At 43.3% G+C, this 21,604-nt stretch carries 16 protein-coding genes; 7 read left to right on the top strand and 9 right to left on the bottom strand.

What is annotated here, in order from left to right:
• Nucleotides 1-145 precede the first annotated feature (145 nt).
• Nucleotides 146-4,726, top strand: a complete 4,581-nt coding sequence (locus DSL64_RS21165) for a translocation/assembly module TamB domain-containing protein (protein WP_115832932.1) — start codon at nucleotides 146-148, stop codon at nucleotides 4,724-4,726.
• Here the strand turns inward: DSL64_RS21165 and DSL64_RS21160 are convergent.
• Complete coding sequence (locus DSL64_RS21160) at nucleotides 4,716-5,243, bottom strand: acyl-CoA thioesterase (RefSeq protein WP_115832931.1); 528 nt, start codon at nucleotides 5,241-5,243, stop codon at nucleotides 4,716-4,718. The genes DSL64_RS21165 and DSL64_RS21160 overlap by 11 nt on opposite strands.
• 45 nt (nucleotides 5,244-5,288) lie before the next feature.
• Nucleotides 5,289-5,681, bottom strand: a complete 393-nt coding sequence (locus DSL64_RS21155; RefSeq protein WP_115832930.1) for a hypothetical protein — start codon at nucleotides 5,679-5,681, stop codon at nucleotides 5,289-5,291.
• A gap of 266 nt (nucleotides 5,682-5,947) precedes the next feature.
• On the opposite strand from DSL64_RS21155, the gene DSL64_RS21150 reads away from it, so the two are divergent.
• From DSL64_RS21150 to pafA (DSL64_RS21140), 3 genes are all read left to right on the top strand, one after another.
• Nucleotides 5,948-8,758, top strand: coding sequence for a M16 family metallopeptidase (locus DSL64_RS21150; RefSeq protein ID WP_115832929.1), 2,811 nt, complete (start codon nucleotides 5,948-5,950; stop codon nucleotides 8,756-8,758).
• A 188-nt stretch (nucleotides 8,759-8,946) separates the two neighbouring features.
• Nucleotides 8,947-10,614: an alkaline phosphatase PafA gene (gene pafA / locus DSL64_RS21145; RefSeq protein ID WP_115832928.1), complete on the top strand. Its 1,668-nt coding sequence runs from the start codon at nucleotides 8,947-8,949 to the stop codon at nucleotides 10,612-10,614.
• Nucleotides 10,615-10,657: 43 nt separating this feature from the next.
• The gene (pafA, locus tag DSL64_RS21140) at nucleotides 10,658-12,313 is read left to right on the top strand and encodes an alkaline phosphatase PafA (protein ID WP_115832927.1); all 1,656 of its coding nucleotides are present in this window, start codon (nucleotides 10,658-10,660) and stop codon (nucleotides 12,311-12,313) included.
• 77 nt (nucleotides 12,314-12,390) lie between these two features.
• Here the strand turns inward: pafA (DSL64_RS21140) and DSL64_RS21135 are convergent, their stop codons facing one another.
• From DSL64_RS21135 to DSL64_RS21125, 3 genes are all read right to left on the bottom strand, one after another.
• Nucleotides 12,391-12,831 carry an NfeD family protein gene (locus DSL64_RS21135; RefSeq protein ID WP_115832926.1) on the bottom strand — a complete coding sequence of 147 codons (441 nt, stop codon included), beginning with the start codon at nucleotides 12,829-12,831 and terminating at the stop codon, nucleotides 12,391-12,393.
• A 3-nt stretch (nucleotides 12,832-12,834) separates the two neighbouring features.
• The gene (locus DSL64_RS21130; protein WP_115832925.1) at nucleotides 12,835-13,746 is read right to left on the bottom strand and encodes an SPFH domain-containing protein; all 912 of its coding nucleotides are present in this window, start codon (nucleotides 13,744-13,746) and stop codon (nucleotides 12,835-12,837) included.
• Nucleotides 13,747-13,868: 122 nt separating this feature from the next.
• On the bottom strand, nucleotides 13,869-15,035 hold the full coding sequence (locus tag DSL64_RS21125; protein ID WP_115832924.1) for an acyl-CoA dehydrogenase family protein: 1,167 nt from the start codon (nucleotides 15,033-15,035) through the stop codon (nucleotides 13,869-13,871).
• A gap of 203 nt (nucleotides 15,036-15,238) precedes the next feature.
• Between DSL64_RS21125 and DSL64_RS21120 the strand changes: the two genes are divergently transcribed.
• Together DSL64_RS21120 and DSL64_RS21115 are read left to right on the top strand one after the other, a co-directional pair.
• Nucleotides 15,239-16,555 carry a UDP-glucose dehydrogenase family protein gene (locus tag DSL64_RS21120; protein ID WP_115832923.1) on the top strand — a complete coding sequence of 439 codons (1,317 nt, stop codon included), beginning with the start codon at nucleotides 15,239-15,241 and terminating at the stop codon, nucleotides 16,553-16,555.
• A gap of 39 nt (nucleotides 16,556-16,594) precedes the next feature.
• Entirely contained in the window at nucleotides 16,595-17,587 is a 993-nt protein-coding gene (locus tag DSL64_RS21115; protein ID WP_115832922.1) for a UDP-glucuronic acid decarboxylase family protein, read from the top strand.
• A 66-nt stretch (nucleotides 17,588-17,653) separates the two neighbouring features.
• On the opposite strand, the gene frr is transcribed toward DSL64_RS21115, so the two are convergent.
• From frr to dusB, 4 genes are all read right to left on the bottom strand, one after another.
• Nucleotides 17,654-18,214 (bottom strand): ribosome recycling factor, encoded by a 561-nt coding sequence (gene frr, locus DSL64_RS21110; protein ID WP_115832921.1) that lies wholly within the window; start codon nucleotides 18,212-18,214, stop codon nucleotides 17,654-17,656.
• Nucleotides 18,215-18,237: 23 nt separating this feature from the next.
• Nucleotides 18,238-18,957 (bottom strand): UMP kinase, encoded by a 720-nt coding sequence (gene pyrH / locus DSL64_RS21105; RefSeq protein ID WP_115832920.1) that lies wholly within the window; start codon nucleotides 18,955-18,957, stop codon nucleotides 18,238-18,240.
• 64 nt (nucleotides 18,958-19,021) lie between these two features.
• Nucleotides 19,022-19,543 (bottom strand): acyl-CoA carboxylase biotin carboxyl carrier protein subunit, encoded by a 522-nt coding sequence (locus DSL64_RS21100; RefSeq protein ID WP_115832919.1) that lies wholly within the window; start codon nucleotides 19,541-19,543, stop codon nucleotides 19,022-19,024.
• Entirely contained in the window at nucleotides 19,537-20,526 is a 990-nt protein-coding gene (dusB, locus tag DSL64_RS21095; protein ID WP_115832918.1) for a tRNA dihydrouridine synthase DusB, read from the bottom strand. Before dusB ends, DSL64_RS21100 begins: the two co-directional genes overlap by 7 nt.
• Nucleotides 20,527-20,633: 107 nt before the next feature.
• On the opposite strand from dusB, the gene DSL64_RS21090 reads away from it, so the two are divergent.
• Nucleotides 20,634-21,587 (top strand): CPBP family intramembrane glutamic endopeptidase, encoded by a 954-nt coding sequence (locus tag DSL64_RS21090; RefSeq protein ID WP_115832917.1) that lies wholly within the window; start codon nucleotides 20,634-20,636, stop codon nucleotides 21,585-21,587.
• Nucleotides 21,588-21,604: the final 17 nt, after the last annotated feature.

The following is a 21,604-nucleotide window of genomic DNA, read 5'->3' as shown; positions in this document are numbered from 1 at the left end:
TTCTGAAAATATTTGCAAAAATAGTCAATTGCGGTCGATAAATTCCAGTGATCCAGCCGTTCGGACTGTAGTCTGAGGGTATCCGTTTGTGTTTTGAGCATCAGTTAACCTGAGAATTCAAACCGGCAATGTCCGGTAATGATATATGTTAAAATTCCTGAAAGTAGTTGTCAATGTCTTTGTTGTGATCCTGATTTTTGCGTTTCTCGCACTTGGGATTGCTACTATTGCTTTGCAGTTACCGTCGGTACAAACATTTGCTGTACAACGGGTTACCGACCGAATCTCCGGTGCTCTGGGTTACCCTATTTCCATTGAGCGTGTCAATATCAAATGGTTCGATGTTGTATCGCTGGAAGGTATTTCGGTGAAAGACACCAGTCAGTTGAACATGATTGATGTAGGCAGGATTGATGTCAATCTTAACGTAAGCAATATTATTGAAAATGCTTCCAGAGAAATTCATCTTGATGAGGTAAATGTGTACCAGCCTGATGTACACCTGCGTGTGATTCCCGAATCGGGCTACCTCAATATTGACGGATTTATTGAACGGATCAACGAGCTCACTGCCCCCAAAGTGAGGCGTCCGCCAGACGCACCGGAAGACAACACTCCTTTCACTATTGGCAGATCGCGGATCACCGACGGAACTTTCCGCTATGATGACCCGAGACAAGCCAGACGAAAGGGTGCGCGTATCTTTGACTATTCTCATTTTGAACTGAATCACCTTCACGGAGATTTAAAGGACTTTCTTGTTCAGGGAGACACCATTTCCTTTCTGGGGAGAAATTTAAAAATGGTCGATAAACAGACAGGTCTTACGGTGAAAGACCTGGATACCCGTTTTCTTTTTTGCCAAAAGAAAATGGAGCTGAATGAGTTAGACGCCCACATCGGCGACTCTCATTTAAAGGATCAGATTTCTTTCCATTACAACCGTTCAGGTGAACTGGGAGATTTCAATCATAAGGTGTACATGAAAGGACATCTGGTGGGTAGCACTGTCAGCTCGAAAGACCTGGGTCTGTTTTCTGAATATGTCGACAATCTGAATGAAACCTGGCGCATATCAGGAAATTTCAACGGTAAAGTCGACGACTTCATGCTGTCGGACACCGATCTTCATTTTGGAAAAAGCAGCAGACTACTGGGGGAAATTGGTTTTAAAGGACTGCCTACAATAGAAGGTATTATCATGGATATCCGCCTTTCTATTTCCAAAGTAATGCCGGAAGATATTGTGCAATATTATCCTGAGTGGGATAAACATGAGGATCTTGAAAAATTCGGATTGACTTTGCTGGATGGTACTTTCAAAGGAACGCTGGAAGATTTTGCCGTCAATGCAGACGTCTCGTCAGCATTAGGAAAACTATCCGGTGACCTGGTCTTTCACATTGCAGATTCCAAAACAACTACCTATTCAGGAGATGTAACAGCAAGTGACTTCAAGTTAGGGACGTTAATCAACGACGAAGACAATTGGCAGAAACTTGATTTTGACGGAAAAATTTTCGGTAAAGGTCTGAAGCTTCAATTTGCATCGGGTAGTATGGATGCGGTAGTGAGCCGGGTAGGTTTCAGAAACTATGATTATCGCAACATCAAACTGAAAGGGAATATTCAGAATCAGTATTTCAACGGACATGTCAGTACACGGGATTCCAACCTGGTGGTAAACCTCGACGGTGAATTTGATTTGTCAAGACCTAAAAACTTCTTTGACGTTCAGGGTATAATTGAAAAAGCCGACTTACAGGCACTTGGATTTATACGCGACTCCATTACGCTGCGTACCGAATTGGATGTGAAACTGGCCGGTAATACAATTGACGAATTACTGGGAGACGCCAAACTGCTCAACACCTATTTGGTAACCACCAGAAATGACCGTAACCTCGTTATGGATACCCTGGTTCTTTCCTCCTCTCAAAAAGGTGAAGAACGTACACTACTGCTGGAAAGTGAGTTTCTGATGGCACGTCTGCAAGGTGATTTTTTGCCTACCACTGCATGGAAAGACCTGAGTAAGGTGCTTGAAGAATACAAACTGTACTTCTTTGATAATGAAGCCAACAGACAACTTTATTATACCCGCAAACCTGTTCAGCAGATCAGAAACAGGTACCAGATTGATTATGACATAGAAACAAGAAACCTGTCACGCTTCCTGGCATTTCTCAATCCGGACATTTATGTATCACGGGGAGCAAGGGCTGAGGGTTTTTTCAAAATGGATAACACGTCATTTCTGACACTGACAGCCACTGCAGATACGCTCAAATATGGAAGTAACCAGTTTGTAACTTCCATGGTCGACGTAACCACTTCCAAATTCGTGAACAGCCCGGAGGTGCTTGCTTCGGCGCTTGTAACTTCGGCTAATCAGAAAATAAGTGCCCTGGTACCAACTGAAAAGCTGGAAATTGAAGGAAGCTGGGATGAAGACCATATTGATTTTAACGGAGACATCCGCCAAATCTCCAGTACTAACAGGGCTAATCTGGGTGGAGAAATCAGGTTTGTACCCGCAGGTTTGGATATCAGCTTCAAAAAATCCAGACTCAATCTGCTGGATGAAGAGTGGAATGTCCCTTCAGAAAGTCTCATTTCGATTATCGGATCAGAAGTCCAATTCTCCAACGTAGGGCTTGTCAGTGGTAAACAGCGTCTTTTTGCCAGTGGAACCGTGTCATCAGACCCTTCTAAAAGTCTGACGCTCGACATCAAGAACTTTCGTTTGGGAACACTCAATACTGTTTTAAATACAAAGATTGCAGGTATCATGGACGGCTCTGCCCGTATCAAAGATGCTTACAATAACATTGCGCTTGATGCCAGTTTCAACATTGAAAGTCTTGGCTATGCAAATTATGAATTCGGAAACTTTGCAGGAACCGGCGACTGGGACACAGAAAAAAGCCAACTGGAAGTAGATGCAGAACTGACTAAAAATACCAGAAAGGTGTTTTCATTAATCGGCTCCTACCGGCCAAAAAGGTCTGCCAACACGCTCGATCTTAAAGCCGTTTGCAACAATGTGGATTTCAAAGCAATTGAACCGTTTGCTGAAGGATTGATCTCTGATGTAAGTGGTAAAGCACAGGGTACATTGAATATCAGAGGGACTGTCGCAGCCCCGATCCTGGAAGGTTCATTGGCTGTTGACAAAGGCAGGATGAAGTTTGATTACCTGCAGTCCGTATTCACTTTTAACGATAAGATCAACTTTAGCGAAAATGAAATCAGTGGCAATAATATCGTACTGACCGATCAGGACGGCAATACAGCAACGCTGCGCGGCGGGGTATTCCACGAGGGTTTCAAATATTTTACACTCGGATTCAATGCTGACTTACGTAATTTCAAAATCCTGAATACGGCTGCAAAAGACAACGATACTTTTTATGGAACTGCGTATGTTACTGGACCTGTAGCCGTGTATGGAAGTATCGACAATATGAATATCGAAGCGAATGTAACCAGTAATAAGGGTACTAAAATCTTCATCCCTCTTGATGGTGCCACAGAAGTAGCTACTCAGGATTATATTCAGTTTGTAAGTCAGCAGCCGAAGAAGGACAGTACATCTGCATCTGTGGAACTGGCCCGAAAAGAAGTATCAGGGGGTATTAAAATGGACTTCAATTTTAACCTCACACCGGATGCTTCCTGCGAAATTATCTTCGACAGACAAACGGGAGATATCATTAGAGCAAATGGGAATGGAAGGCTCAACCTGAATATCGATACGCAGGGAGACTTTACCATGACGGGCACCTATGAGATAGACAAGGGTGATTATAATTTCACTTTGCAGAATGTCATTAACAAGAAATTCAATATAAAACCTGGCAGCCGTATTGTATGGTCCGGTGACCCCTACGGCGCTATGCTGGATGTGAAAGCTGCCTATACCCAGCTGGTTTCCTTGTTAGGTGTACTTCCAAATACCTCAGGCGATACCAAACAATTTGAGAATCTCAACCGGCGATATCCTGTGGAAGTTACGATTGGTTTGTCTGACCGGCTCATGTCTCCTCAAATCCGTTACGACCTGAAAGTGCTTGAAAATCCATCACTGAATAATGTGAGAGGGCAATTAGAGGCTTTTGAAAATAAACTTCGCTCGGATGAACAGGAATTGAGCAGACAGGTAAGTAGTTTACTGGTAATCAACCAGCTTCAACCGGAAAGTAGCGCTGCGGCTGCCAATACAAGCATTATCGGGAATAGTATCAGCGAGCTCGTTTCCAATCAGATCAGCCGTTGGGCATCGGGAATTAATGAAAATCTGGAGGTGGGTGTATCAGGACTTTCGCTGGATCAGAACGCGCTTAATAATCTACAGCTACGATTCTCTTACCGGTTCCTGAATGACCGCTTCAGGGTTACCCGCGACGGACGTATCAGCTCAGGTACAAATGGTACGGCTGTACAATACGATGCGGCAAGTTTATTGGGAGAATGGACACTGGAATACTGGCTGAATCCTAAAGGATCAGTTCGTGTAAAGGCATACAACCGTAATATTCAAAACCCGTTTTCACTCAATAACGTCGTAACAACGGGTGGATTCAGTATGCAGTTTACGCATAGCTTCAACAGGTTTGTACCTATAGCCAAGCCGGAAATAAAAATCCCTTACGTGCCGATGGACTCAACAGTAAGGGATTCTTTGGACAAGAAGTTTTTATCGAAAAAGGAGCCTACCCCTTAGCAGCAAGTGCCAGCTCCTCTTTAATTGCATGAATCCGCGCATTAAAGTCCAGCCTGGAAAAATCAATATCGGGCACGCAGGTAGCTTTCAGATAATCCATTACTTCCTGCGGATGCGGCGTTCTCTTTCCATTGATCACACTGACATGCTTGGAAGTAGTCCAGAGTACCGTCTTAAGCTCAGTTCTGCGATCGTTCGTCATAAAGTACTCCGTCACCATGGTATCTTCATCATAATGAATAACCCGGGAAGTAATGCGAACCCACTCGCTGATTTGGGCAGGGCGCACATAGGCAATCTGATGCTGATAGACCACCCAACTTGTACGCAGTTCCCGAAACATAGCTTCGAAACTAAAGCCATATAACTTGGAAACCTGGTCTTCCCGTGCGTTGAAGAAATAATCGAAATATTTAGAATTGTTCAGGTGCATCAGCGGATCACAATCCTGAAACCGGATGATCACCCTCGATTCAGCCTCAACGGGCATATTATTTAAATCTGCGGTAAATAGCATTGGATAAAGTGTTATTTGGTAGTCTAATATTCTGCCTCTGGAAAATTAATCTCCTCTGTATCGGACAGCTATCCCATTCAGCATATATCCTTCTTTTTTTGCAGAAGTATAATACTTGTACTTCACGTTAATGATCGCATCAGCACCAATCTTCTGTGCTTTCAAAACAAGCTTTGCTTTCAGCAGTTCCTTTGTTTTGGCATCATTACCTCGTTGCATCATACGATTATCACGGGTTTGCTGCGGTGTAAGCGTATCTTCATCAGTGATTTCAATAAAACCTATTTCAGAATAGGGCCGTTCCAGCATTTGCCCTTCGTATAACACCTCAATAGGATACTTTTGGGACGTGGAAATAGGTATTCCGCTTGCACATCCTGCCAGGATACCTACGATAAGAATAAGTATGCAGCCGGCAGTTTTGGTATTTCTGATCATGGATTATTTTGTAATAATAATTTAAACAACAGAACCGTGTTTCCGAATCTCTGTATGTATTTAAATGCAAAGATAACACCGTTCTATTCCACAATACCATCAAATTGACAGCTGCTGTTGCACGCTTTCCTAAATAACCGTAAAGTACTGGCTAATTTCTGTTTAAATATCTTTCTTTACCGTTTATCATGAACTGGTTGCTTTCTCACCGGAGCTATTTTATTTTCATACCCTGTGTCCAATAATCTAAACAAAATCTATTTGGAATGACAATTATCTCTAAAAGGATAAAATCCGGCTCCTTCAAAGTGGTAGCGGGTTTCTTCATCACAGCGATTCTGGCCGGCCCTCTTACTGCTCAGGATTTACCGAAAGGTGTAAAAAAAATCACTTCTGTTGAGGGAATCACAGAATACAATCTTGAAAACGGGCTGAAGGTGCTCATGTTCCCCGACCCTTCCAAACCTACCATTACCGTAAACATTACGTATCTGGTAGGTTCACGCCACGAAGGCCTGGGTGAAACAGGGATGGCTCACTTGCTGGAGCACATGGTATTTAAAGGAACGCCGAAGCATCCGAATATTCCTCAGGAACTTACCGCTCACGGAGCAAGACCAAACGGTACAACCTGGTACGACCGCACCAATTACTACGAAACTTTTGCAGCCAATGAAGAAAACCTGAAATGGGCACTTGATCTTGAATCCGACAGAATGATCAACTCTTTCATTGCAAAAAAAGACCTTGACAGCGAATTCAGTGTTGTACGCAATGAGTTTGAGTCCGGAGAAAATAATCCTTTCAGAGTATTGATGGAGCGTGTACTTTCTGGAGCATTCCTTTGGCACAATTACGGAAAATCTACGATTGGTAACAGATCAGATATAGAAAGAGTACCTATAGAAAATCTTCAGGGCTTCTACAAAAAATATTACCAGCCCGATAACGCAGTACTGACTGTAGCAGGTAAGATTGACGAAGCAAAAACCATTGCACTTGTCAATGAGTATTTTGGTAAAATTGCTAAGCCGGAACGCATTCTTCCAAAGTCCTACACAATCGAGCCTACACAGGATGGCGAACGCTTTGTAGACTTGAAAAGAACCGGCGATACGCAGATGCTGATGGCGGCTTATCACATTATGCCAGGTTCACATGCAGACTATCCTGCGATGGAGGTTCTGACAGAAGTCTTGACCTCAGAGCCTAATGGAAAGCTTTACAAAAATCTGGTTGATACGAAAAAAGCATCTTCGCAATTTGGCTTCAGTTTTCAGTTATTTGATCCCGGCATTGTCTTGTTCGGAGCGGAGATATTGAAGGAAAAATCTCTTGATGAGGCAAAACAAGCATTCCTTGCAACATTGGATTCGGCAGCCATTAAAAAGCCGTCTGTTGAAGATGTGGAACGCGCCAAAACTACCATTTTAAAAAACTGGGATGTTGAGTTCCGTAATTCTGAAAGTGTCGGACTCAGTATCAGCGAATCAATTGCGACTGGCGATTGGAGACTTGCATTCTTGTTCAGAGACAATGTTCGTAAAGTAACTGCAGACGATGTTTTCCGGGTAGGGCAACATTACTTCAGACCTTCCAACAGAACTACCGGTACTTTCATACCGGAAGCAAACCCCGTGAGAGCTGAAATTCCGTCAGCTCCTAATGTTGCGGATCTTGTTAAGGGTTACAAAGGTGAGGCAGTGATTGCCGAAGGAGAGGCTTTTGATGCATCCCCTGCTAATATTGAAAAAAGAACCGTACGTACAGAGAAACCCAATACAATCGAAACTGCTCTTTTGACCAAAAAGACACGTGGCAATGTGGTTTCTGCAAAAATTACTTTGCGCTATGGCGATGAGAAAAGTCTGGCGAACAAGGCTACAATTTCTGATCTGACGGGCTCAATGCTTGACAAGGGTACCAAGACCAAAACCCGTCAGCAACTCAAAGACGAGTTTGACAGACTAAAAGCGAAAGTGAGCTTCTTCGGAGCCGGGAACCAGGCTGGTGCCAATATCGAAACGACCAGAGAAAACATGCCTGCTGTGATCAAACTGGTTGCAGAAGCACTAAAAACACCTGCTTTTGATGAGAATGAGTTTGAGAAATTAAAACAGGAAGAGCTGGCTGGTATAGAATCGCAACGCAGCGAACCCCAGGCAATTGCATTCAATCAATATCGTCGTATTACTTCTCCTTATCCAAAAAGTGACGTACGCTACGTAGGTACATTCGATGAAGATGTGGCTAATGTAAAGGCAACGACAATTGATCAGCTTAAGCAATTCCACAAAGATTTCTACGGCGCGAATAATGCATCAGCAACCGTTGTAGGGGATTTCGATCAGGCTGAAGTACAAAAAGTACTTAATGCTGAGTTTGGCACATGGAAGAGTGCAAAAGCATTCACACGTATCGCTTCGCCATATCAGGTGGTAAAGGCTGAAAACAAAGCGATCGAAACACCAGACAAGGCCAACGCCATGTTCGTGGCCGGTATGGGCATGCCTCTTCAGGATACCGATCCTGATTATCCGGCACTGATTCTTGGCAATTACATGCTTGGAGGCGGATTTCTTAATTCACGTCTGGCCACCCGTATCCGTCAGAAAGAAGGATTAAGCTATGGTGTAGGTTCGCAATTCTCTGCGAGTTCGCTGGACAAAAACGGAACATTTATGTCTTATGCTATTTACGCTCCTCAGAATGCAGAGAAATTGGAAGCCGCATTTAAAGATGAAATCGAAAAAGTGTTGAAAGACGGCTTTACTGCTGAAGAAATTGCTTCTGCAAAGTCAGGTTATCTGCAGTCCCGACAAGTTGGACGCGCGCAGGATGCTGGTCTTACCAATACTTTGACCAACAACTTATACCTGAACAGAACCATGCAATGGGATGCTGATTTCGAGAAAAATCTTGAAGCATTAACACCGGAAAAAATCAAAGCTGCCATGCAAAAGCATATTGATTATTCGAAACTGGTGATTATCAAAGCAGGAGATTTCGCAAAAAGTAAATCAGGTGCTCCGGTAGAAAAAGCACCGGCTGCCGTAGGTGGTTCAGAGAAAAAATAAGTCAAATAAACTGAACAGGAAACCGGGTTGCTGGAAAGCGATCCGGTTTCTTTTTTTAACAGTAGTATGAATTGAGCTTACTACCGTAATTGATATAAAGTATTTATTAAAATAAAATTAAATAAAACATTGATGGGCATTCACTGAGGGGCGTCCCTTATATTTATCTTTTTATTTTTCCACGAAATATGAAACAGATATTACGGTTACTACTTCATCTCACCTTCGTCTGGTCCATCATCTCCACTACTGCAACAGGCCAGACTCAGGAGAAAAAACAAACTGGTAAACTTGCCCGCCCAAAACTTGTCGTGGGTATTGTAGTAGACCAGATGCGCTACGATTATTTGTACCGTTATTACGATAAATACAAAGAAGGCGGGCTGAAAAGATTGATGAACGACGGCTTCAATTGCCGGAATAATCATTATCACTATGCGCTTACAGTTACAGCCGCAGGACATTCGGCGGTGTATACAGGCGCACTACCTGCGATAAACGGTATTGTTGGCAACGACTGGTACGACAAAAGCACAGCCGCTAACGTTTACTGTACCGACGACAAAACTGTTGCCACTGTGGGCAGCAACAACGTAACAGTTGGAAAAATGTCGCCACGGAATCTGCTCGTTTCTACAGTAACGGATCAGCTTCGTATCGCTACCAATTTCAGATCCAAAACCATAGGTGTCGCGATAAAAGACCGCGCTTCTATTCTTCCGGCAGGACATGCAGCAAATGGTGCTTATTGGTTTGATTCAAAAACCGGAAACTTCGTAACCAGTACTTATTACGCGCAGGATTTACCACAATGGGTAAAAGATTATAATGGCAAAAAAATGCCAACTGAATATATGAGACGCGGCTGGAATACGCTGCTTCCAATCGAGCAATATACCCAAAGCTCTCCTGACGATGTTCCGTGGGAAGGAACCTTGTCCGGAGCTAAAAAACCTGTATTCCCACATGAGCTGATCGGTACGGCGGGTGATGCGTTTGGGGTAGTGACTACTTCTCCATGGGGAAATACCATGACAAAAGATATGGCCATTGCTGCCATCAAAGGTGAGAATCTTGGAAAAGGAACTGATACCGATTTCCTTGCTGTCAGCTTTTCTACACCTGATCGTATTGGCCATGCATTTGGCCCGAATTCAGTGGAGCAGGAAGATAATTACCTGAAGCTTGATATGGAATTCGCCGACCTTTTCAACTTCCTGGATACCTGGACCGGCAAAGGCAACTACACTGTTTTCCTTACGGCTGATCATGGTGCCATGGACGTTCCGGCTTTCTGGCAGGAGCATAAGTTACCAGCCGGACTGATGAATCCTACTACGCTGACAAGAACGATTGTAAAGTCACTCAATGAGGCATTCGGAGAAGGTGAGTATATACAAGGCTTTGAAAATTACCAGCTTTACCTCAACAATGCATTGCTGAAAGAAAAGAAAATATCAGTAAAAGATGTACATGAGGTTATCCGCACTACCCTACTATCCGTGCAAGGCATAGCTGATGTTATCAATCTGACTGATATTAATAATGCTCCGCTCAATACTTACCAGCTTGAACTTTATAAAAACAATATCAATGCCAAACGCAGCGGAGATATTCAGGTGATCGTCCAGCCAGGCTGGTTTGCTTCGTCCTACGGAACAGGTACCGATCACGGAACACCATACAACTATGATACACATGTTCCTTTCCTGCTGTATGGCTGGGGAGTGAACAAGGGAGAAACACTCAGACGCACTACTATTGCTGACATAGCACCCACTATTTCTGCTTTGCTGCATATTTTACCCCCCAGCGGAAACGTGGGAAATCCCGTAGAAGAAGCGTTAAAAAAATAGTAGCCAATCTGATATTTTTTATTTTAAACCTAAAACCTGAATTGTGAAAAAACTATCCCTATTTGTCGCAGGTGCATTTTTATTCTGTAATGTGCAGGCGCAAACGGTAAAGAAAACAGTTGCCAAGCCGACTGCATTAGCACGTCCTAAGCTAGTGGTTGGTATAGTTGTGGATCAGATGCGCTACGATTATTTGTATCGCTATTATGACCAATACGTAGAAGGCGGTTTTAAACGCATGATGAATGAAGGGTTCAATTGCAGAAACAATCATTACAGCTACGCTATCACCGTAACTGCTGCCGGGCACGCATCAGTTTACACAGGCTCCGTTCCGGCTATCAATGGTATTGTCGGAAATGACTGGCATGACAAGATCTCAGATCGTGGTGTTTACTGTGTGGAAGACAGTACTGTTACAACTGTCGGCAGTAGTAATGGCAGCGTAGGAAAAATGTCGCCACGCAATCTTCTGGTAAGCACCGTATCTGATCAGTTACGTATTGCAACGAATTTCCGCAATAAAACCATCAGCGTTTCTATTAAGGACCGCGGAGCGATACTTCCGGGTGGGCACACTGCCAATGGCGCCTACTGGTTTGATTCAAAAACAGGCAACTGGGTAACCAGCACCTATTATATGAACGATCTTCCTCAATGGGCGAAAGATTACAATGCGAAAAAAATGCCATCGGAATATCTTAAAAAAGGATGGCAGCTCTTACTTCCGGCTGATCAGTATACCCAAAGTTCCCCTGACGATGTGCCTTGGGAAGGAAAATTACCGGGTGCTGCCAAACCGGTATTCCCATATGAACTTGCCGGCCTGGCGGGTGACGCTTTTGGTGTAGTAACCAATACGCCATGGGGAAATACAATTACCAAAGAAATGGCGATTGCTGCAGTAAAAGGTGAAAATCTTGGAAAAGGGAAGGATACTGACTTTCTGGCAATCAGTTTTTCTACACCTGATAAAATCGGACATAGCGTAGGACCGAATGCGGTGGAACAGCAGGATGACTTTCTTCGTCTGGATCGTGAATTTGCTGACCTTTTCAATTTCCTGGACGGGCATGTAGGTAAAGGTGAATATACTGTTTTCCTGACAGCCGATCATGGTGTTGTGGATGTACCGGGATTTGCCAAAGAGCATAAGTTACCAGCAGGACTGGTAGACCGTAAATTGGTAACAGCTGCTGTTAAAAACTCTTTGAGTGAAGCTTTCGGAGAGGATAAATATGTTATCGCTACGGACAATAACCAGCTTTATTTCGACCACAATCTATTGAGAAAGAAGAAACTGAAAGTAGCCGATCTTTATTCCGTTCTCAGAAATGCATTGCTTAAAGTTCCGGGTATTGCCGATGTGCTTGACCTGACCGACATGGGCAAGGCATCTTTGAACACCTATCAGCTGGAGCTATTCAAAAACAACGTGCATGCTAAAAGAAGTGGTGATATCCAGATCATTTCAGAGCCTGGATGGTTTTATGGCAGCTCAACAGGTACATCACACGGAACGCCATACAACTATGACACCCAGGTACCTTTCGTCATGTTTGGTTGGGGTGTCAATAAAGGTGAAACATTGAAAAGAACATCCGTATCGGACATCGCTCCTACAGTAGCATCATTGCTGCATATTCTTCCTGCCAGCGGAAATATAGGAGTACCAGTTCAGGAAGCGCTAAAAAAATAAGCATATAGTAAAAAAGAGAGGGAGCCGGAGCAAAATGATATTGCCCGGCTCCTTTTTCTATTGCTGATGAAAATTTCTTAGATCGATTCTTCCACGATCAAAACAATGCCATCTGTCTGCTTGATGACTACCTTACTGCCGGCAGTGATGATTTCATTATCTGATGATATAGCCTTCCATTCTGCTCCACGGTAATATATTTTCCCTTGTCCGCTTACAGGAATATCTCTGATTACCAGTGCTGTCTCTCCAACGAACTCATTGTATTCATGATGTTTGCCGCGGTTATCGAGCAACTTTCTGGCTTGCTTGCGAAGGATCAGCATTGATATAATAGAAATAGCCGAAAATGCTATAATCTGCGTTTCAATGTCGGGCAGAATACCAAAGCTGGCCAGCAAAGCCGTCAGAAGTGCTCCGATTGCAAAAAATATAAAGACAAGCAATACGCTGACAAGCTCTGCTAAAAGCATCACCAAACCTATGATCAGCCATATTTGGGCAAGCGACAAATCCATATCCTATTTCTTTTCTGTAGACTTAACAACGGTGAGTGCAGAGGCCACCAGGGAGCCCATATCTGCCAGGTTCGCAGGAAGAATTAGCGTGTTACCTGCCTTGGCTACTTTACCAAACTGCTCAATATAGTTCTCTGCTACTTTAAGCTGAACCGCCTCAGCTCCCCCCTCTCTTTGTATCGCTTCTGCAACAAGCCTGATACTCTCAGCTGTTGCCTCTGCCACCGATCTCAATGCAGCCGCTTCACCTTCCGCCTCATTGATTTGTCTTAACCGCAAACCTTCGGATTCAAGAACAACTTTCTGTTTTTGTCCTTCAGCAACATTAATCGCTGCCTGCTTTTCACCATCTGACTGCAGAATCACAGCACGACGTTCACGTTCAGCCTGCATCTGTTTTTCCATCGCATTCAGTACACTTTGCGGCGGAGTAATGTTTTTAATTTCATAACGAAGGACTTTCACACCCCAACCTATCGCTGCCTCGTCAATACTTTCCACCACAGCACGGTTGATGGTCATACGTTCTTCAAATGTTTTATCAAGATCCAGCTTACCAATCTCACTTCTCATGGTAGTCTGCGCAAGTTGCGTTACAGCGAAGGTATAATCTGCAATTCCGTATGCAGCTTTTTTCGGATCAATCACCTGAATAAAGATTACACCATCCATGCGTACCTGGACGTTATCGCGGGTGATACAGATCTGCTCAGGGATATCTACAGCAGACTCCTTCAATGTATATTTGTATGCAATCCTGTCAAAAAAAGGAATGATGAAGTTGATCCCGGGCTGAAGTACAGCATAAAACTTACCCAAACGTTCGAGGATATAGGCCGTTTGTTGTGGAACCACTTTTACGGTCATTAGCACGGTAATGACGACAAGAACAAGAAGTACAATTAACGGAGTCATAGTTAGCCGGATTATGGTTTCTTGCGAAAATAGCCACAGCGGCCCTCTGTTCCTAGTTTTGTGGTACCAACGAGCAGCTTACACCGCTCGTCGGCTCAATAGGGTGATGAATGGCTAACCGCCTACCCATTCAGTATTTCTTTGGAAATGACCATCTTCTGAATTTCGCTTGTTCCCTCTCCTATTGTACAAAGTTTGCTGTCCCGATAGAATTTCTCAACCGGATAATCTTTTGTAAAGCCGTAGCCACCGAATATTTGTACTGCGTCGTTTGCGACTCTCACAGCCGTCTCCGATGAGTGATATTTCGCTACCGCACTGTGCAGCGTTACCTTTTCACCCTTGTCCTTGAGTGCAGCAGCATGATAGGTAAGCAAAGAAGAAGCCTGAATATCGGTAAACATATCTGCCAGTTTGAACTGTATTCCCTGGAACCCCGCTATCGCCTTTCCGAATTGCTCCCGCTGTTTGGAGTAAGCCAAAGCAGCTTCATAAGCGCCTTGTGCAGTCCCAACTCCCAAAGCTGCAATGGAAATACGGCCGCCATCCAATACTTTCAGTGATTGAATAAACCCATCTCCGATTTCTCCTATTCGCTGACTATCCGATACCCTGCAATCCTGAAATATCAGTTCGACGGTCTCAGATGCTCTCATTCCCAGCTTATCCTCCTTTCTTCCGGAAGAAAACCCCGGCGTACCATGTTCAATAATAAAAGCAGTAGCACCATGCTTATCACCAGGCTCACCGGTTCGGGTGATCACGACAGCTACATCGCCGCTTTTCCCATTGGTAATAAAATTTTTGGAACCGTTGATTACCCAATCATTTCCATCCTTCACGGCAACAGTTCTCATATTTCCTGCATCCGAACCGGTATTGGGCTCAGTAAGTCCCCAAGCTCCAATCCATTTCCCTGTTGCGAGTAAAGGAAGGTACTTATCCTTTTGTTCATCCGACCCGAAAATCAATATATGATTGGTACATAAAGAGTTATGCGCTGCCATAGAGAGACCAACGGATGGATCTACCTTAGACAATGCTACAATAGCCGTAACATATTCACGGTAACCAAGTCCGGCTCCGCTATAGTTTTCAGGAACCAGCATGCCCATTAATCCCAATTCTCCTAATTGATTAAAAACCTGTTTAGGAAAAAATTGAGAGTCATCCCATTCACGTACAAATGGTGTTATATATCTGGTAGCAAAGTCATGTATTGTTTCTTCTATGAGCTTACATGCTTCCTGTCTCTGGTCTTCGATTTCTGAATGTGTATGCTGTGTCATGTTGATGATTTCAATTTGATATATTCAATAATAAGAAGAAATAAACATATTTCACCGACCATACGAAAACAAATCAGAAAATGTCGGGTACTGATTCGCCTAAAAAAATTACTTTTGCCCGATACTCTGGGAATCGGACTTGGTTAAATACAATCTGTCGTTCTTTTGAGATTCCATCACAACTATATACTTTAAACACATTTATGAAAATTGCCGTTGTAGGAACAGGCTATGTGGGATTGGTTACCGGAACATGCTTTGCGGAAACGGGTAATCAGGTTACATGCGTTGATATTGATGTAAGAAAAGTGGAAAGGTTGCAAAAAGGCGACATTCCTATCTACGAACCTGGATTGGATGTTCTTTTTGACCGTAACGTGGCTGAAGGACGTCTTCAGTTTACTACCAATCTGGCAGAGGGTATTCAGGATGCTGAGGTTATTTTCCTGGCATTACCTACTCCTCCGGGAGAGGACGGATCTGCAGATTTGAAATACATTCTTAAAGTGGCTGACGATCTCGGACATATTCTTGATCATTATGCTGTGATCATAGATAAAAGTACAGTACCCGTAGGAACTGCAGAAAAGGTACACGCTGCTATTGTTAAGAATATAAAAGTTGATTTCGATGTAGTTTCCAATCCGGAATTCCTGAGAGAAGGAGTTGCTGTTGAAGACTTTATGAAACCTGACCGCGTTGTGGTAGGGACCACTTCTGAGAAGGCGAAGAAAGTGATGGAAAAGTTGTATGCTCCACTTGTTCGTCAGGGCAATCCGGTCATCTTCATGGATGAGCGCTCAGCGGAAATGACCAAGTATGCAGCCAATTCATTCCTTGCGATGAAGATTACCTTCATGAATGAAATTGCTAATCTTTGTGAAAAAGTAGGTGCCAATGTCGACGATATTCGTCGTGGTATCGGTACAGACAGCCGCATTGGTAAGCGATTCCTTTTTGCAGGTATTGGTTACGGAGGAAGCTGCTTTCCAAAAGATGTACAGGCGCTTGCTAAAACATCCGAAGATTATGACTACGATTTCCGTATTCTGAAATCTGTAATGGATGTTAATTACGATCAGAAGAAAAAATTGCTTCCAATGGTCAACAATTACTTCGGCGGAGATCTTAAAGGAAAAACAATAGCGGTCTGGGGACTTGCTTTTAAACCCTACACTGATGATATCCGTGAAGCTCCTGCATTGGAAAACATAGAAGCGCTACTTGAAGCAGGTGCAACCATCACAGCCTATGATCCTGAAGCGATGAACAACGTGAAGGAAATACTGGGAGATAAAATTACTTTCTGCCACACGCCATATGCTGCCCTGGATGATGCGGATGCATTGATGATCTTTACAGAGTGGCCTCAGTTCCGCACGCCGGAATTTGATAAAATGGCTAAACTTCTTAAAAATAAAGTAGTTTTCGACGGCAGAAACTTATATGAACTGGAACAAATGCGCGAGATGGGTTATACTTATTACAGCATCGGACGCGAAAAAGTTGTTCCAGCCTGAACATTCTAAAATAATTTTCATTTAATCATCTCACTATTAATGAAGCGTGTATTAATAACAGGAGCTGCGGGCTTTTTAGGTTCCCATCTCTGTGAACGATTCTTGAAAGAGGGTATGTATGTAATCGGGATGGATAATCTTATCACCGGTGACATGCGTAATATTGAGCATCTGATGCCCAATCCTAACTTTGAGTTCAACCACCACGATGTGACCAAATTTGTGCATATTCCGGGAGAACTGGATTATATCATGCACTTTGCATCACCAGCCAGCCCGATTGACTACCTGAAAATCCCTATTCAGACATTGAAAGTAGGTGCGATGGGTACGCACAACCTGCTTGGCTTGGCAAGGGTTAAAAATGCACGTTTTATCATCGCTTCTACATCTGAAGTGTACGGTGATCCATTGGTACATCCGCAAACTGAAGATTACTGGGGACACGTAAACCCGATTGGGCCACGTGGATGCTACGATGAAGCAAAACGTTACCAGGAAGCGATTACGATGGCTTATCACCGCTACCACAATCTGGAAACACGTATTGTACGTATTTTCAATACCTATGGTCCGAGAATGCGACTCAATGACGGACGCGTACTTCCTGCATTCATCGGTCAGGCGTTGCGTGGAGAAGACATCACCATTTTTGGAGATGGTTCTCAAACTCGCGCATTCTGCTATGTGGATGATTTGGTTGAAGGAATTTACAGACTGTTAATGAGCGATTACGCCCTGCCTGTAAACATCGGAAATCCTGGTGAAATCACGATTAAGGAATTTGCAGAAGAAATCATTGCATTGACCGGAACAGACCAAAAAGTGGTTTATAAAGATCTTCCTCAGGATGATCCGAAACAACGTCAACCGGATATTACAAAAGCGAAAGAAATACTTGGTTGGGAACCAAAAGTTTCCCGTGAAGAAGGACTTCGTATCACATACGACTACTTCCGTAGCCTACCAAACGACAGACTTTACGAGGAAGCAAATCACCGCGGATTCGAAGGATTTTCAGGAGGAAAATAAAAATGAAGGCAATAAAAAATCCCGCTGTGAAGGCGGGATTTTTTATATAAATACGATAAATGCAACCTACACTTCCATGATTTCCTTTTCCTTCATAGCATAAATTTGCTCTACTTTAACCACGTATCCGTCTGTTAGTTTCTGAACGCGTTCCTCGCTTTGCTTTACAAGATCTTCGGAAACACCTTCTTTCGTTAGCTTGCGTAGCGAGTTGTTGGCATCCTGGCGGATATTTCTGATATTGATTTTCGCCGTTTCGATTTCTCCTTTCGCTCTTTTAGCCAACTCACGACGACGCTCCTCGTTCAACGGCGGAACTGAAATACGGATCATCTCTCCATCATTAGAAGGAGCAAAACCCAAATTACCGTTGCGGATTGCTTTCTCTATATCGTTAATGATTTTCTTTTCAAATGGTCGGATCGCAATAGTTCTTGCATCCGGCGTATTGATCGTAGCCACGTTCTGAATAGGCGTCATTGATCCATAGTAGTCGATCTGAAGGCCTTCCAACATTTGAGGAGAAGCTTTTCCGGCACGTATCTTGCCTAGTTCGATAATAAGGTGCTTAATAGCCCCTTCCATAGTATCACGAGCGTCTTCGAGATATAATTCTATTTCTTCCATAAATTTAAACTGGATATTTTCTACTAATTCGATATCAATGTACCAACCTCTTCACCCATTACCAGATTATACAGGTTACCCGACTTGTTCATATCAAAAACGATAATCGGTACATTATTTTCTTTGCAAAGCGTGAATGCTGTCAAATCCATAATCTTAAGATTTTTAGACAAAGCTTCATCAAAACTCAGTTGATTATATTTCACCGCAGTAGGATCTTTTTCAGGATCAGCAGTATAAACACCATCTACTCTTGTTCCCTTCAACACTACCTCAGCTTCCGACTCAATAGCTCTCAATCCGGCTGTAGTATCTGTAGTGAAATAAGGATTACCTGTTCCTGCTCCGAAAATAACAACACGGCCTTTTTCTAGGTGGCGCACTGCTCTGCGGCGGATCAATGGCTCACACACCTGCTCCATTTTTATGGCCGACATCAAACGTGTCGTCATGTTATGCTTTTCAAGTGAACTCTGAATTGCCATTCCGTTGATTACGGTAGCCAGCATTCCCATGTGATCACCCTGCACGCGGTCAATTCCTGACTTTTCAACCGATGCACCACGGAAAATATTCCCACCTCCGATAACGATGGCAATCTGTACTCCTACTTCTGCAATTTTTTTGATTTCCTGTGCATACATTTCAAGAATGTTGAAATCAATTACCTGGGCTTTATCGCCACCATTAAGTGCTTCTCCGCTGAGTTTGAGAAGTATACGTTTATATTTTGGTTCCGGCATGGTTTGTAATGTAGGTGATTTTGTGCGCAAAAATACACGCTGAGATATTAGATAAACAAGTTATTTATTCAAACTCTAACATTACCTGATTTTTTTCAACAGTTTGACCAGCAATAATCTTCATCGATTTCACAATTCCGTCTCCCGCAGCTCTGATCACATTTTCCATTTTCATCGCCACCAGTACCAGCAAAATATCACCTTTGGTAACTTTATCACCTTCCTTCACAGCTACCGACTGAATCAATCCGGGCATAGGTGCTTTCAAATGATTTATTTTATTAGTCACTTTGGCCTGCAACCCCATTCCTTCCAGTAAAAGATCTATCCGATCCTTTGTTACGGTAGCGTATTTCTGCCCGTTTATAACCAGAGATAAGGTCTTGGCAGAAATATTCTGCTCCGTAACCTCAATGAGATAAGATTTATAATTCCAGATAACATGGTATTTATTTTCTGACAGCTTCGCAATGTCTCCGTCAAAAGCCTGACCGTTGATCAGCCATCGCCCCTCCTGACTTTCAAGTTCAAAAGACGAGCTTTCTTCCTGAGATCTCCCATCGCTCTGTACAGAAACTTTCAGCATACCTGTTCGCTATATTCATGAATAATCTCATTCAGCACGCCATCCAGTTCATCATAGGACATACCTTCAACCAATCTCATCCGGAATGGCTTGAAATTTTCCAGTCCACGGAAATAATTGGTGTAATGTCGACGCATTTCGAAAACACCTGCAATTGGTCCTTTCCATCTTATTGAAAACTCCAGATGTCGCCTGCAAACGGCAACCCGTTCTGCCAAAGTCGGAGGTGCCATACGGATTCCCGTTTTCATATAATGTTTGATATCATTAAATATCCATGGGTTACCTATCGTAGCACGACCAATCATAATGCCGTCCACTCCGTAGAGGCTTTTGTATTCCAATGCTTTCTCCGGCGTATCCACATCACCATTCCCAAAAATCGGAATAGTAATACGTGGATTTTCTTTGATTCTGGCAATCAGTGTCCAGTCGGCTTGTCCCTTGTACATCTGCACCCGCGTTCTGCCATGCACTGAAAGTGCCTGAATACCTATATCCTGTAACCGCTCTGCAACTTCCTGAACATTTTTGGTATTCTCATCCCACCCCAACCGGGTTTTTACAGTTACAGGTAAATGTGTTGATTTTACCACTGCCTCAGTCATTTTCACCATTTTAGGTATGTCCTGAAGTAAAGCCGCACCTGCCCCACGGCAAGCCACATTTTTCACCGGACATCCATAATTGATGTCGATCAGGTCCGGATTCACTTTTGATGCGATTTCAGAACAAGATCCCATTGTTTCTATATCACTCCCGAAAAGCTGGATACCTACCGGACGCTCATATTCAAATATGTCGAGCTTTTGTACGCTTTTGGCTGCGTCACGGATCAAACCCTCTGATGATATAAATTCTGTGTACATCAGATCTGCACCATTTTCCTTACAAACCGCACGGAATGGCGGATCACTCACATCTTCCATAGGTGCAAGCAGCAAGGGAAACTCTCCCAATTCTATATTTCCGATCTTTACCATTTATGACGTCGACGTCCTCTCTAAATCACCTCAAACATGCAATTGAAGCGCTTATAGCAGGTCGCCATTATTTTAAATTGACAATAAACTGTAAATTTACACCAATTATGCAAAAAAATAATTCGGAGTTGGTGGAATCACGTGTACCGGGTACCTGGGGGAGTTTATTGGTTTTGGTTGGTTTTATGCTGATTGGCATGGCCTTAGGTAATGTAATAGCGTTGGGAATACTTGCGATTTACTATTCTGCAGACGCCAGCACCATTACAGTTTTACTTACTCAATTGATTTCTGATCCAAGCCATGTTCCGAACGGCTGGAGTGCTATGATGATCCTGCAAGGGACAGTTCACTTTTTTTCTTATCTGTTACCTGCCCTGCTCTACTGGTTTTACATTGAACGAAAATCTTTTTCCGACTTTGAGATTAAGCGCGTAGCTACACCCAAACTCCTGATACTTGCATTTCTGCTCGTGATGGTTTTCATGCCTCTTAACAGCAAATTTATTGAATGGAATGCCGCCATGACTTTTCCGGAATCTCTATCGGGCATCGAAACATGGATGAAACAAAAAGAAGAACAACTGGCTATGCTCACTGAGTTTCTGACCAGTTATGACCAGCCTGGTCAATTAATAGTCGCTCTTTTTGTAGTTGCATTCCTGCCTGCCTGGGGTGAAGAAACTTTGTTTCGCGGAATCATTCAACGCAAACTTTTCAAGAAAACAGGCAACATACATGTTGCAATATGGCTCTCTGCTGCTATCTTCAGCGCCATCCATTTCCAGTTCTATGGGTTCATTCCCCGCATGCTGCTTGGCGCAGTGTTCGGATATTTGTATTATTGGACGGGAAGTCTTCGTCTGGCCATATTTGCACATTTTGTAAACAACGGTTTTGTACTTGTCATGATGTACCTGTACAATGTCAAGCTGTTGACGATAAATATCGAAGAAATGAAAAGCATGCCGTGGCCGCTGGTTATTGCGTCCGTAGCCGGAACGTTTTTCATCTTATTTTCGCTGCGTAAGCAAGCCTCAGGAGAAAAAGCAATAAGTTAAAAAAAGTTAAAATTGAA

Origin of the sequence: Dyadobacter luteus (assembly GCF_003383615.1) — a bacterium.
Taxonomy (GTDB): domain Bacteria; phylum Bacteroidota; class Bacteroidia; order Cytophagales; family Spirosomataceae; genus Dyadobacter; species Dyadobacter luteus.
This window is presented reverse-complemented; position numbering and strand designations above follow the sequence as displayed.

Bases quoted from the DNA above. Each gene is read 5' to 3' on its own strand.
- DSL64_RS21135 (WP_115832926.1), bottom strand. From the start codon at position 12,831: ATGGATTTGTCGCTTGCCCAAATATGGCTGATCATAGGTTTGGTGATG.
- DSL64_RS21130 (WP_115832925.1), bottom strand. From the start codon at position 13,746: ATGACTCCGTTAATTGTACTTCTTGTTCTTGTCGTCATTACCGTGCTA.
- frr (WP_115832921.1), bottom strand. From the start codon at position 18,214: ATGGAAGAAATAGAATTATATCTCGAAGACGCTCGTGATACTATGGAA.
- dusB (WP_115832918.1), bottom strand. From the start codon at position 20,526: ATGGTAAAGATCGGAAATATAGAATTGGGAGAGTTTCCCTTGCTGCTT.
- DSL64_RS21090 (WP_115832917.1), top strand. From the start codon at position 20,634: ATGCAAAAAAATAATTCGGAGTTGGTGGAATCACGTGTACCGGGTACC.
- pafA (WP_115832928.1), top strand. From the start codon at position 8,947: ATGAAACAGATATTACGGTTACTACTTCATCTCACCTTCGTCTGGTCC.
- DSL64_RS21155 (WP_115832930.1), bottom strand. From the start codon at position 5,681: ATGATCAGAAATACCAAAACTGCCGGCTGCATACTTATTCTTATCGTA.
- DSL64_RS21120 (WP_115832923.1), top strand. From the start codon at position 15,239: ATGAAAATTGCCGTTGTAGGAACAGGCTATGTGGGATTGGTTACCGGA.
- pyrH (WP_115832920.1), bottom strand. From the start codon at position 18,957: ATGCCGGAACCAAAATATAAACGTATACTTCTCAAACTCAGCGGAGAA.
- DSL64_RS21115 (WP_115832922.1), top strand. From the start codon at position 16,595: ATGAAGCGTGTATTAATAACAGGAGCTGCGGGCTTTTTAGGTTCCCAT.
- DSL64_RS21165 (WP_115832932.1), top strand. From the start codon at position 146: ATGTTAAAATTCCTGAAAGTAGTTGTCAATGTCTTTGTTGTGATCCTG.
- DSL64_RS21150 (WP_115832929.1), top strand. From the start codon at position 5,948: ATGACAATTATCTCTAAAAGGATAAAATCCGGCTCCTTCAAAGTGGTA.
- DSL64_RS21100 (WP_115832919.1), bottom strand. From the start codon at position 19,543: ATGCTGAAAGTTTCTGTACAGAGCGATGGGAGATCTCAGGAAGAAAGC.
- DSL64_RS21160 (WP_115832931.1), bottom strand. From the start codon at position 5,243: ATGCTATTTACCGCAGATTTAAATAATATGCCCGTTGAGGCTGAATCG.
- DSL64_RS21125 (WP_115832924.1), bottom strand. From the start codon at position 15,035: ATGACACAGCATACACATTCAGAAATCGAAGACCAGAGACAGGAAGCA.